Source organism: Mesorhizobium sp. M0437, from assembly GCF_040321335.1.
In the GTDB taxonomy this organism is placed as follows: domain Bacteria; phylum Pseudomonadota; class Alphaproteobacteria; order Rhizobiales; family Rhizobiaceae; genus Mesorhizobium.
In genome coordinates this window covers 61,013-71,919 of sequence record NZ_JAMYRK010000028.1, presented here as the reverse complement: position 1 = coordinate 71,919, position 10,907 = coordinate 61,013, and the positions used below count along the sequence as shown (strand labels likewise).

The following is a 10,907-nucleotide window of genomic DNA, read 5'->3' as shown; positions in this document are numbered from 1 at the left end:
ATGGCTACAAGGGCTCGCTATGGCTGCTGCCGGATCGCGGCTACAATGTCGTCGGCACCACCGATTACCGTCCGCGCCTCAACACGATCGCCATCGAGTTCGCCCCGATCGCGCCGGGTGCGGCACCGGCCACCGGCCAGGAACAATCGGGCCTCAAGGCGACGCTTGCAGACACCATCCTTTTGACCGACGACAAGGGTACCGACGCAACCGGCCTCGATCCGCTCAACGGCGTGCGTGCCGCGACCGACGACATGCCGATCCTGCCCGAAGCCAACGGCAAGCTCGCGCTCGATAACGAAGCGATCGCGCGGCTGCCCGACGGCACGCTGTTCATCTCGGACGAATACGGTCCGAACATCTACCGCTTCTCCGCCGATGGGCGTCTGATGTCGGCAACGCAGCCGCCGGCGGCGCTTGTCCCGATGCGTCACGGGACGCCAAACTTTGCTTCCAACAATCCGGGACTTGGCGCGGCAGACCCAGATCCGAAGGATCCCGAAACCGGCCGTCAGAACAACCAGGGCCTCGAAGGCATGGCGCTGACGCCGGACGGGAAGTTCCTGATTGCCGTGCTGCAGTCGGCCCCAAGGCAGGATGGCGGCGATTCCGCCTCGACGCGTCAGAACACGCGCGCGCTGGTCTACGATGCCTCGGATCCCGGCCAGCTCAAGCTCGCGCATGAATATGTCGTGCCGCTGCCGATGTTCACCGATGCCAAGGGCAAAACCAAGATCGCCGCGCAGAGCGAAATCGTGGCGCTGTCGGACAAGACCTTCCTGATGCTGGCGCGCGACAGCGGCAATGGCCAGGGGCTGAAGGGCGACACCTCGCTCCACCGCGAGATCAGCGTCGTCGATCTGTCTGCGGCAACCGATGTCGCCGGCACAGAATTCGACAAGGACAAGCCGCTGGCGCCCAAGGGTGAGCTCGATCCATCGGTGACGCCGGCCAAGCTGACGCCGCTCATTGACATCAACGACAAGACCGAGCTCGGCCGCTTCGGGCTGCACAATGGCGCGCCCAACGACCGCAACAACCTTTCGGAGAAGTGGGAGGCGATGTCGGTGGTGAGCGTCCTCGATCCGACACTGCCCGACGACTATTTCCTGTTCGTCGCCAATGACAATGACTTCCTCACGCAGGACGGCTTCCAGGTAGGCGCGGCCTACAAGGCCGAGGATGGCGCCGATGTCGACACCATGTTCCTGGTCTATCAGGTCACGCTCCCAGGCCTCGCCAAGAAGTAGCGGCACCCATACAGGCGGACGCGCGGAACGCGTCCGCCTGAGCTGGCGCGATTGAGCGGTCGTGCCCTTCAGTTGCGGCTCGCCCGCGCAAGGACGGTGTCCCAGTGCGTTGCAAAACCTGCGACTGACGATCCAGTCGAAGGCACTTACCTCAACATCTCCGCGTCCTTTGGCACGCCGGCATCGATCGGCTCGGCCGTCCTGTTCGACACGGCGGCGATCTTCCCGGCGGCCGACAGGTTCGGGCGCACGAAGACCGGCGCGACGCCGTCGACGCGGCTGTAGAGGTCGATAATGTCCTGATTCATGAAGCGCACACAGCCGGAGGAAGCGTTCTTCCCAATGGAATCCCACTCCGGCGTGCCGTGCAGCCTATACATCGTGTCCTTGCCGTCACGGAAGAGATACAGCGCGCGGGCACCAAGCGGGCTCTGCGGGCCGGGCGGCATGCCGTCCTTGTATTTCGCCAGTTCCGGCCGGCGTTGGATCATTTCCGGCGGCGGCGTCCAGACCGGCCACTTCTTCCTCGCCTGTACCACGGCGCTGCCGGTCCATCCGAAACCGGCCTTGCCGAGGCTGACGCCATAGCGAATTGCCTTGCCGCCGTCGCGCACCAGATAGAGGAAGTGCTCGGAAGTATCGACGACGATCGTGCCGGGTTTTTCTCCAGTCGGGTCGGCCACGATTTGACGCACGAATTTCGGATCGACCTTGGCTACCGGGATTGCCGGCAGTTGATAGCCCTCGTCCATGCGCGCGGCATACATGCTTGCGGCATCGCCGAAAGCCGGATCGCTTGGTGCCGCGGGCACCGGCGCCGCCACGTCCGTCGTAGTGCACGACGAAAGAGCCACGGAGGCCGCGCCCAGAGCGGATGCACCAAGAAAGGCGCGCCGGTTCAGGCGCTCAAAAAACAACGGAATATCGGACATGAGCCCCCCGGCCTACCCATGAGATCCAGGAAAATGCGGCCCCACGCGTGCGGGATCAATATACGATTCCGGAAGGTTGAGAAATGCTTAGATCAAGGCACGCCAGGCGGAATTTACAGCGCCGCATCGACCTCTCCCGTTAAATCGGCAATCATTGCGGACTCAGACAAGCCTTCGCCGAGTTGCCTGCCATGGACGACAACATGCCCCCGCGCCGGCAGACCGGCGACCTCACCAGTGGGCCTATCCCGCGCACCCTGTTGCTGTTTGCCCTGCCGGTGCTCGGCTCCAATGTGCTGCAGTCGCTCAACGGCTCGATAAATGCCGTGTGGGTCGGCCGTTTCCTCGGTGAAGCGGCGCTGACCGCCACGTCCAATGCCAACCTCGTGCTGTTTCTCATCCTCGGCACCGTCTTCGGCATCGGCATGGCGGCGACCATCCTGGTCGCACAATCCGTCGGCGCTCGTGACCTGCCCGAAGCCCGGCGCATCGTCGGAACCAGCGCCACCTTCTTCTTCCTCGTCTCGGTGGTGTTCGCGGTCTGCGGCTGGATCTGGGTCGATGCGATCCTCGATGCGCTCGGCACGCCGGCCGACGCGTTGCCGCTGGCGCGCTCCTATCTGCGCATCATCTTCCTCGCCGTGCCGATGATGAACCTGCTGTCCTTCGTCATGACGGTGCTGCGCGGCGCCGGCGATTCGCGCACGCCTTTCCTTTTTATGGCGCTGGCAGTCATGCTCGACGTCGTTTTGAACCCGTTGCTCATCCTCGGCATCGGCCCGTTCCCCGAACTCGGCATCGCCGGCTCGGCCACCTCGACGCTGATCGGCCAGACGGTAAGCGTGGTTGCCATCCTGATCGTGCTTTATGCGCGCAAGCACCCGCTGCGGCTGGCCGGCGCTAATCTCGCTCTGCTGCGGCCGGACCCGGCGCTGCTGCGCATCGTCGTCTTCAAGGGCGTGCCGATGGGCCTGCAGATGATCGTCGTTTCGGCCGCGGCGCTGACGGTGATGGGCATGGTCAACTCGTACGGCTCGCAGGTCGCGGCTGCCTACGGCATAGCCGCACAGCTCTGGACCTATATCCAGATGCCGGCGCTCGCCATCGGCGCCGCGGTGTCGTCCATGGCGGCGCAAAATGTCGGCGCCAGGCGCTGGGACCGGATTGGACGCATCGCCACCTCCGGCGTCGGCTTCAACCTTGTGCTCACCGGGATGCTCGTCGCGCTGCTGTTCGTATTCGATCGCGCGGTGCTCAGCCTCTTCCTTGGCAGCGACAGTGCAGCAATCGACATCGCCACTCACATTAACAAGATCGCGTCGTGGTCCTTCATCCTGTTCGGCATCACCATCGTGCTCTTCGCCACCGTGCGTGCCACCGGCGCGGTGATGCCGCCGCTGATCATCCTGGTGATCTCGGTGCTGCTGGTGCGCACCAGCTTCGCCTATTTCTTCCGAAGCGTGATCGGCGAGGAAGCTCTGTGGTGGAGCTTTCCGGCTGGCTCTGTAACCTCGCTCGTGCTGGCCGCGGCCTATTATCGCTTCGGCCGCTGGCGCAGCCTGCACATGATCGAGAGCCGGCCGGCTGCCGGCGAACCGCCGGATACCGGCCTCGGCGTACCGCGCCAGCGCGCGCACCTTTCGCCCGAGACACCGAACGGCTGAAAGGTCGGCTCAGCGCGCGTATTTCGCGCCAAACCCGAGAGCGACCAGGGAAAAGACGACAATCATGCCGGCAAAGGCCAGGCTTGCCGCGGTCGCACCTGCCACCGTCGACAGAACGCCGATGCCGATGACCGGCAGCGCGTTGCCGCAAAAACAGCAGATGAAGAAGGCCGAGACGACTTCGGCGCGCCGGTCCGCCGGCGCGATCTCGTTCACCACTTGCAAGCCGCCGCGATAGCCGAGCGCTGCCGCCACGCCGCACAAGGCGGTGCCGGCAATCATTATGGTCATCGAGGCGAAGACCTGCGCCGCAACAATCAGCGCGACGGTTGGGATCATCAGCGCAAGCGCCGCGAACATCGCGGCTCGGCTCGAAAGACGTGCCGTCGCTACAATGGTGGCGGCCGTCACGATCGCCAATTCAAAGAACAGAGCGCCGGCTTCGGCATGGTTGGTTACCTGCAGTTGCTGCGCCAAAATGCTCGGTGTGAGTGCTGCATAAAAGCCGACCAGCGCCATTGCGCCAAAGCCGGTCACCGCCGGCGCAACGAAATTTGCGCGGATGGCATCGGGCACGGAAAGGCGCGGCCGCATCGAAACGTCAGCCAGTTTCCCCGGCCGCGAAACGGTTTCCCGCGTGCGCCAGACCAGCAGGGTTACAGTCGCGAGCATCGCCAGGTAGACGACGAATGTCAGCCTGAGCGGCCAAGGCGCGTATTCGGCGAGCAACCCGGCTCCCAGCGCACCGAGGCCGAGGCCGAGAAAATTGGTGCTGGTGGCAATCGTCGCCGCCTGTGACTTGTCGTCGGTCGGGAGCAATTCGGCGAGCCAGGCGGTGCCGGTGCCCGCGCCGACGCCGATTCCCAGTCCGCTCAGAATTCGGGCGATGTCGAGCCATGCGACATTTTCGGCGAACAGGAAAACCACCGCGCTGACCACGGCCACCGCCATCCCGGCCAATGCCATTGGACGGCGCCCGATGACATCGGACACACGCCCCAACATCAGCAGCGCCGCCAGATTGCCGATGACATAGACGGCGTAGACCAGCGTCAAAGTGATCTGTGAGAAGCCGAAGACCTGCTTGTAGATGATGTAAAGCGGCGTCAGCGCCGTGCTGCCGGCGAAAAGAGCCGCGATCATAGCGGCCACGGTGGCCGCTGCAGCGCGGCCGCCGAGTTCGTAATCGCGCGTCATGACTTGAGCGTGAGCGGTCATTTTTTCGACCTTTTGCTGTTCGGGATCTGACATCCTAACGCCTTTTTCGCGTCAGCCGTTCCCCCTCCCCGGCTTGCTCCTGACAAGTTTGGCAGCTTTGCCGATGGCGCTGAGCGAGATCCTCTTTTAACTTCAGCGGATTGTCAGGGGAGATTCATGGGCAAGGGACGAGTCGAGGCATTCACCGATGGCGTGGTCGCCATCATCATCACCATCATGGTGCTGGAATTGAAGGTGCCGCATGGCGAGGATTTTTCCGCGCTGGCACCACTCTGGCCGATCTTCCTCAGCTATGTGCTGTCCTTCATCAATGTCGGCATCTACTGGAACAATTTGCACAACATGTTCCATACCGTGCAGCGGGTCGACGGCCGCGTGCTGTGGGCGAACCTCAACCTGCTGTTCTGGCTATCGCTGATGCCGGCGACGACAGCCTTCATGGGTGAGAACCATTTCGCGCCGGTGCCGGTTGCTGTCTATGGCGTCGACCTGGCGCTCTGCGCCATCGGCTTCAACATCCTCACCATGGCCCTGCATCGACTGCACGGCAACGAGACTCTCTTCGCCAGGGCGTTGGGCAATGACCTCAAGGGAAAGATCTCGCTGGTCCTCTATCTTTCCGCCATCGCGCTGACCTTCGTCAATCACTGGATCGGTGTCTCGATCTATGTCCTGGTGGCGATGATCTGGTTCGTGCCGGACAGACGCTTCGAGCGGCTGATCGAGAAATAGGCCCCGTCTAGCCTCGCATTGCTTTCAGCTTTTCCGCTACCGAAGCGGCAAGGTCGGCGTAGCGCTCCTCCAGCCGCTCGGCCGCCTTGATCACTGAAAAATCATGGCCGAATTTTTCCAGCGCCATACGCAGCTTTTCGACGAATTCGGCCTGTTTTTCGAGCGCCGAAAACAGCGTCATAACTTGCGCTTCGCTGATGTCGGGATTGGCGAGCATCTGCGGTACTTCGCGGCTCATCTGGTCGCCGGTGGCGGTCTGTTCTTTCAGGATCTCGATCCAGTCGGTCAATCGTCAGGTCTCCTTTTTCGATATCAGCATGCGCAGCGCCCGCCGATGCGGTCAACCCGAAGATGCCGGGACCGGCTTGCGCGAGCCTTTTTCCGCGCTAAGTTCGCCGCGGCCAGAACAGGAGAAAATCATGACCACCGACGCCGAGATCCAGACCGCCCTGCCCGCACTTGCCTCCGGCAATGTCGCCGTCATCACCGGCGCGGCCAGCGGCATCGGCCTTGCCGCTGCCAAACGGCTGGCGGCGATGGGCATGAAGATCGTGCTGGCCGATATCGGCGGCGAACGCGTTGATGAGGCTGCCCGCGCCGTCGCTGCTATCGGCGGGCAGAGCGGCGTGCTTGCCGTCGCCACCGATGTCTCGAAGGCCCAAGACCTCGACCGGCTGGCCGAACGGACATCCGGCACTTTCGGCGACGTCTCGCTGCTGATGAACAATGCCGGCGTCGGCAACAACCCCGGCAAGCCCTGGGAGAACCGTGACGCCTGGAAGCGACTGCTGGACATCAATTTCTGGGGTGTCGTCCATGGCGTCGAGGCCTTCGCGCCGCGCATGCTGGCGGCGGGAAAGCCCGGCCTGATCGTCAACACCGGCTCCAAGCAAGGCATCACCACGCCGCCCGGAAACCTTGCCTACAACGTCTCCAAGGCCGGCGTGAAAACCTATACCGAGGGCCTTGCACACGCGCTGCGCAATGAGCCCGGCGCCAATGTCGCGGCGCATCTGCTCATTCCGGGGTTCACTTTTACCGGCCTGACCGAAGGCGCCACCGAAAAGCCGGCCGGAGCCTGGACCGGCGAGCAGGTCATCGACTTCATGCTGGCCTCGCTGCTGCGTGGCGATTTCTACATCCTGTGTCCCGATAACGAGGCGACCCGGCCCATGGACGAAAAGCGCATGGCCTGGGCAATCGGCGATATCATTGAGAACCGTCCTGCTCTGTCGCGCTGGCATCCGGACTACAAGGATGCTTTCGCGGCATTCATGACACGCAGCGCATGATCCCGAACCGAAGATCACCGTAGCAAAGAATCGGATCCGATCTTCGCAGGTATGCGCCGGACCTTTATATCACGCCGCTGCGTGCTTCTTCGTGTTCCGCTTCTTCGCCATGGCTTTCTCGGCTGCCAACTCGGCAAGCTTCTGATCATGCCGCTTCGCTGCCTGTTCGCATTTCTTGCGGATCTCTTCGACCTCGGTCTCAGTCAGGTGTTCGATACCGATGAAGGTGTTCTGGGCTGTGCTGACCCGGATCAATTCGTCGAGCTTCGCCTGGATCGCGGCGCCATCGCGGTTCTGGGTGTTCTGGATGAGAAACACCATCAGGAAGGTGACGACCGTCGTGCCGGTGTTGATGACGAGCTGCCAGGTGTCCGAAAAGCCGAACATCGGCCCGCTTGCCGCCCAGACGACGATGATCAGGAAACAGACGGCAAACGTCGGCGGCAGGCCGGCAAAATGGGCGACGTTGTTGGCGATCCTGGTGAAAAGCTTCTCAATCATTCAAACTCCCTCAACAGCCGGGCGACGAACCCGGACGGAAGCCGAGTTCATTGTGTCTGCAGAAACAGTTGGCAGCCGCTCCTGGTTCCCTCGTGGCGGAAGATCGCGGGTACATTGTTGGAGGAGCAGATCGCGCAGGCCGTCGGACCGCTTGCAGATACGCCCCGAAGTCAGGGGGCGCCGTTTTCCCAGCGGTCGAGGAAAGCCTCGATGGGCAAGGCCTGCATGTCGGGGACTGCCCTGGCCAGTTTCTCGACCGGCCAGTCCCACCAGGCAAGACGTTCGATCCGGGCCGCAGTTCCCGCGCTGAAGCGCTGCCGCAATGGCGTGGCCGGAACGCCGGCGACGATTGCATAGGCCGGCACGTCGCGCGTCACCACCGAGTTGGCACCGACGATCGCGCCATTGCCGATCGCCACGCCCGGCATGATCACGGCGCCATGGCCGATCCAGACATCGTGGCCGATGCTGACGGCTCTCGCCCGCCGCCGGTCGCGGAATGCCTGATCGACACCCAGCCAGCGGAAGTACTCGTTGGGCCGATAGCTGATTTTGTGCTGCGTCAGCCGCTCGACCGGATGCTCCAGCGCATTGATGCGGCTGTTGGCGGCGATCGAGCAGAATTTGCCGATCGTCGTATAGATCGCCTCGGCGTGGCGCTCGAAGTAGGAAAAGTCGCCGACCATCACCTCGCGCAGGATGACGCGCTCGCCGATCGACGCATAACGTCCAAGCTTGCACGCCTTCAGCTCCGCCGTCGGATGGATGCGCGGCTCGGGATCTTTTAGGACAAGGTGTTCAGGACGGTCCATGCGGGCGCTTTACGCCCGCGCGCATAGTCTCGCAAGCCGAGTGCAGCGCCGCGCATCCGTTTGGACGCGCCAAGGACCCCGTAGCACCTTCAGTCTCTATTTCGGCTTGCCGCTGGTCCACACCACGTTCTGGCCGTAGAGCGGCACGGTGGTGACCGACATTTTTGCCGAGCCATCCTGCACCTGGCGCGAATGCGACAGGTAGATCAGCGTCTCGTTGGCCTTGTCGTAGATGCGGTTCACCACCTGCTTTTTCCAGATCAGGCTGATGCCTTGCTTGAACACCTCCTCGCCGGCCTCGCTCATGTCGATGTCGCCAATGGTGATCGGCCCGGTCTGGCGGCAGGAGATCGAGGAATCGGACGGGTCCTCGAACCAGTTGCCTTTCTGCAGGCGGTCGATCATGCCACGGTCGAAATAGGAGACGTGGCAGGTCACGCCCTCGACCTTCGGATCCTTGATCGCCTCGACGATGATATCGTTGCCGAGCCAATCGACGCCGACCTTGCCGACTTCCTCGGCGGCGGCCGCGCCGGCGCCAATGACCAGGCATGCGGCTAACGCACCGCCAATCAGTTTTCGCAAAGAGGCCTCCTGCGGTTCGAATTTGCCGACCTCAGGTGGGACGAACGGCAGCGCTTTGCAAGCAGATCGCCTCCCACAGGATTGCCGGTTGCGGCAACGCGACATCTTTGCGTCGGCGCGACCGAACCGCTAAGAGTGTTCGCCAAGCCAGGGCCTTCACGGCGCCAACCCGGCGCCCGATGGAAATAACGACGGACTTCACTGATGATGCGTTCAATTCTGGTCGGTATTCTCGTCCTGATGGCCGCTGGCATCGGCTGGCTCACCTTCGACTGGTACCGCGGACATTATAGCGGCGAGCCGTTCGGAGCACCGTTCACGCTGGTCGACCAGAAGGGCGCGCCGGTCACCGAAGCCGCGTTTCGCGGCCACCCCAGCGTGGTCTTCTTCGGCTTCACGCACTGTCCGGAAGTCTGCCCGACCACGCTTTTCGAGTTGGCCGGCTGGCTGAAGACGATGGGCGACGACGGCAAGAACCTGCGTGCCTATTTCGTTACGGTCGACCCGGAGCGCGATACGCCGGAAATCATGAACACCTATGTCAGCAATTTCTCCGATCGCATCCTCGGCATATCAGGCGATCCGGATAAGGTCCACGCCATGGCCAAGTCCTTCGGCATCTACTGGAAGAAAGTCGACACGAACGACGGCGACTACACGATGGACCACACCGCTTCGGTGCTGCTGCTCAATGCCAAGGGCGATTTCGCCGGCACTATTGCCTATGGCGAAAGCCCGGACGCCGCCATCGCCAAGCTCAAACGGCTGGCGGCGGAAGGTTGACACATCCGGTAATGACGCAGACGCGTTTGTATTTCACCGCGGGCAAGATCGAGGCTGATCGCATCTTCGCGGCGCTCGGTGCGGCGTTCGACGATGAGGGCCTGCCGATTGCAGTGCTCGAGGTCGACGAGGACCGCGACATCCACGAAGTGTCGCTCTATGCCGGCGACGACGTCGATGCGGTCGAGGCGCGGCTCAGGGATGTACTTGCCGGACTGTCGCTGTCGAAGCCTATAGCGCGCGAAACGCTGCCCGACATCGACTGGGTGGCGCGCTCGCTGGAGGGATTGAAGCCGGTGCGGGCCGGGCGCTTCTTCGTCCATGGCGCGCATGACCGCAGGAAGCGCCACAGCGGCGAAATCGCCATAGAGATCGAGGCCGGCCTTGCTTTCGGCACCGGCCATCACGGCACCACCGCCGGCTGCCTCGAAATGCTGGAGCAGGTCGTACGGCGCGAGCATCCGCGCAACGCGCTCGACCTTGGCACCGGCAGCGCGGTGCTCGCGATCGCAGTGGCCAGGCTCGCGCATATACCGGTGCTGGCGACCGACATCGACCCGGTCGCCGTCAAGGTGGCCGCCGCCAATGCGCGGCTGAACCACGTCAAGGGGCTCGTCGAAACAGTGACGGCGCCCGGATTCCACCACCCGATCTTTGCCGCGCGCGCGCCCTTCGACTTGATCGTCGCCAACATATTGGCGCGGCCGCTGATGCGCCTGGCGCCGCAAATGGCGGAGCATATCGCGCTCGGTGGCTCGATTGTTTTGTCGGGCATCCTCGAGCGCCAGCGCGATGCGGTAATCGCGGCCTATGTCGGCCAGAAATTCCGGCACGTCCGCACCTTGCACCGCGAGGGCTGGGTGACGATTCACCTCAAGCGCTGAGGCGCGACGCCTTCAACGCAAGCCGGAATCCGCTCGGACTTAGCGCGAGTTCGCCGCTTTCTTCAGCTGTTCGCGATCGTAGCCGTGAGCTTTCAGCGTTTCGTCGTCAAAGCCAAGCAGAACGCCGCTTACATACCGGCTCGCTTCGCGCTGGCGAGCTTCGATCAGCGCTTTCACAGCGTTTTTGAAAAATCCGCGTCTAGGTGAAATCGTGGACATGACGGTCTCCTTTGCAGGGCAACAGGACTTTTCCT

13 protein-coding genes are annotated in these 10,907 nt (G+C 63.0%); 6 read left to right on the top strand and 7 right to left on the bottom strand.

Annotated features, from left to right (window positions below; all coding sequences use genetic code 11):
• Positions 1–1,250 (top strand): esterase-like activity of phytase family protein (locus NKI72_RS18930; RefSeq protein ID WP_352850501.1); only part of this gene is annotated, 1,250 nt, incomplete at its 5' end.
• A gap of 146 nt (positions 1,251–1,396) precedes the next feature.
• On the opposite strand, the gene NKI72_RS18925 is transcribed toward NKI72_RS18930, so the two are convergent.
• On the bottom strand, positions 1,397–2,182 hold the full coding sequence (locus tag NKI72_RS18925) for a L,D-transpeptidase (protein ID WP_352501044.1): 786 nt from the start codon (positions 2,180–2,182) through the stop codon (positions 1,397–1,399).
• Positions 2,183–2,373: 191 nt separating this feature from the next.
• Between NKI72_RS18925 and NKI72_RS18920 the strand changes: the two genes are divergently transcribed.
• Positions 2,374–3,846, top strand: coding sequence for an MATE family efflux transporter (locus NKI72_RS18920; protein WP_352767769.1), 1,473 nt, complete (start codon positions 2,374–2,376; stop codon positions 3,844–3,846).
• A gap of 9 nt (positions 3,847–3,855) precedes the next feature.
• Here the strand turns inward: NKI72_RS18920 and NKI72_RS18915 are convergent, their stop codons facing one another.
• Entirely contained in the window at positions 3,856–5,064 is a 1,209-nt protein-coding gene (locus NKI72_RS18915) for an MFS transporter (protein ID WP_352850500.1), read from the bottom strand.
• Between the two features lie 156 nt (positions 5,065–5,220).
• Between NKI72_RS18915 and NKI72_RS18910 the strand changes: the two genes are divergently transcribed.
• Positions 5,221–5,796: a TMEM175 family protein gene (locus tag NKI72_RS18910; protein ID WP_023676740.1), complete on the top strand. Its 576-nt coding sequence runs from the start codon at positions 5,221–5,223 to the stop codon at positions 5,794–5,796.
• A 7-nt stretch (positions 5,797–5,803) separates the two neighbouring features.
• Here the strand turns inward: NKI72_RS18910 and NKI72_RS18905 are convergent, their stop codons facing one another.
• Entirely contained in the window at positions 5,804–6,085 is a 282-nt protein-coding gene (locus NKI72_RS18905; protein WP_023676741.1) for a hypothetical protein, read from the bottom strand.
• A gap of 130 nt (positions 6,086–6,215) precedes the next feature.
• On the opposite strand from NKI72_RS18905, the gene NKI72_RS18900 reads away from it, so the two are divergent.
• Positions 6,216–7,088, top strand: coding sequence for an SDR family NAD(P)-dependent oxidoreductase (locus NKI72_RS18900; RefSeq protein WP_352850499.1), 873 nt, complete (start codon positions 6,216–6,218; stop codon positions 7,086–7,088).
• Positions 7,089–7,157: 69 nt separating this feature from the next.
• Here the strand turns inward: NKI72_RS18900 and NKI72_RS18895 are convergent, their stop codons facing one another.
• From NKI72_RS18895 to NKI72_RS18885, 3 genes are all read right to left on the bottom strand, one after another.
• Entirely contained in the window at positions 7,158–7,589 is a 432-nt protein-coding gene (locus tag NKI72_RS18895) for a low affinity iron permease family protein (protein WP_031211766.1), read from the bottom strand.
• A 170-nt stretch (positions 7,590–7,759) separates the two neighbouring features.
• Positions 7,760–8,401: a DapH/DapD/GlmU-related protein gene (locus NKI72_RS18890; protein WP_352471576.1), complete on the bottom strand. Its 642-nt coding sequence runs from the start codon at positions 8,399–8,401 to the stop codon at positions 7,760–7,762.
• A 96-nt stretch (positions 8,402–8,497) separates the two neighbouring features.
• A complete protein-coding gene (locus NKI72_RS18885) occupies positions 8,498–8,986 on the bottom strand; it encodes a CreA family protein (RefSeq protein ID WP_254818969.1) in 489 nt (162 codons plus the stop codon).
• Between the two features lie 204 nt (positions 8,987–9,190).
• Here NKI72_RS18885 and NKI72_RS18880 point away from each other — a divergent pair, with 204 nt between their 5' ends.
• Both NKI72_RS18880 and NKI72_RS18875 read left to right on the top strand, forming a co-directional pair.
• A complete protein-coding gene (locus tag NKI72_RS18880) occupies positions 9,191–9,769 on the top strand; it encodes an SCO family protein (protein ID WP_352831201.1) in 579 nt (192 codons plus the stop codon).
• 11 nt (positions 9,770–9,780) lie between these two features.
• On the top strand, positions 9,781–10,653 hold the full coding sequence (locus NKI72_RS18875; RefSeq protein ID WP_352767762.1) for a 50S ribosomal protein L11 methyltransferase: 873 nt from the start codon (positions 9,781–9,783) through the stop codon (positions 10,651–10,653).
• Positions 10,654–10,692: 39 nt separating this feature from the next.
• Here NKI72_RS18875 and NKI72_RS18870 read toward each other — a convergent pair whose 3' ends face one another.
• Entirely contained in the window at positions 10,693–10,872 is a 180-nt protein-coding gene (locus NKI72_RS18870; RefSeq protein WP_352450114.1) for a hypothetical protein, read from the bottom strand.
• Positions 10,873–10,907 lie beyond the last annotated feature (35 nt).

Excerpts from the sequence above, each read along its gene's own strand:
- NKI72_RS18925 (WP_352501044.1), bottom strand. The coding sequence starts at position 2,182 with ATGTCCGATATTCCGTTGTTTTTTGAGCGCCTGAACCGGCGCGCCTTT.
- NKI72_RS18920 (WP_352767769.1), top strand. The coding sequence starts at position 2,374 with ATGGACGACAACATGCCCCCGCGCCGGCAGACCGGCGACCTCACCAGT.
- NKI72_RS18915 (WP_352850500.1), bottom strand. The coding sequence starts at position 5,064 with ATGACCGCTCACGCTCAAGTCATGACGCGCGATTACGAACTCGGCGGC.
- NKI72_RS18910 (WP_023676740.1), top strand. The coding sequence starts at position 5,221 with ATGGGCAAGGGACGAGTCGAGGCATTCACCGATGGCGTGGTCGCCATC.
- NKI72_RS18900 (WP_352850499.1), top strand. The coding sequence starts at position 6,216 with ATGACCACCGACGCCGAGATCCAGACCGCCCTGCCCGCACTTGCCTCC.
- NKI72_RS18895 (WP_031211766.1), bottom strand. The coding sequence starts at position 7,589 with ATGATTGAGAAGCTTTTCACCAGGATCGCCAACAACGTCGCCCATTTT.
- NKI72_RS18890 (WP_352471576.1), bottom strand. The coding sequence starts at position 8,401 with ATGGACCGTCCTGAACACCTTGTCCTAAAAGATCCCGAGCCGCGCATC.
- NKI72_RS18880 (WP_352831201.1), top strand. The coding sequence starts at position 9,191 with ATGATGCGTTCAATTCTGGTCGGTATTCTCGTCCTGATGGCCGCTGGC.
- NKI72_RS18875 (WP_352767762.1), top strand. The coding sequence starts at position 9,781 with ATGACGCAGACGCGTTTGTATTTCACCGCGGGCAAGATCGAGGCTGAT.
- NKI72_RS18870 (WP_352450114.1), bottom strand. The coding sequence starts at position 10,872 with ATGTCCACGATTTCACCTAGACGCGGATTTTTCAAAAACGCTGTGAAA.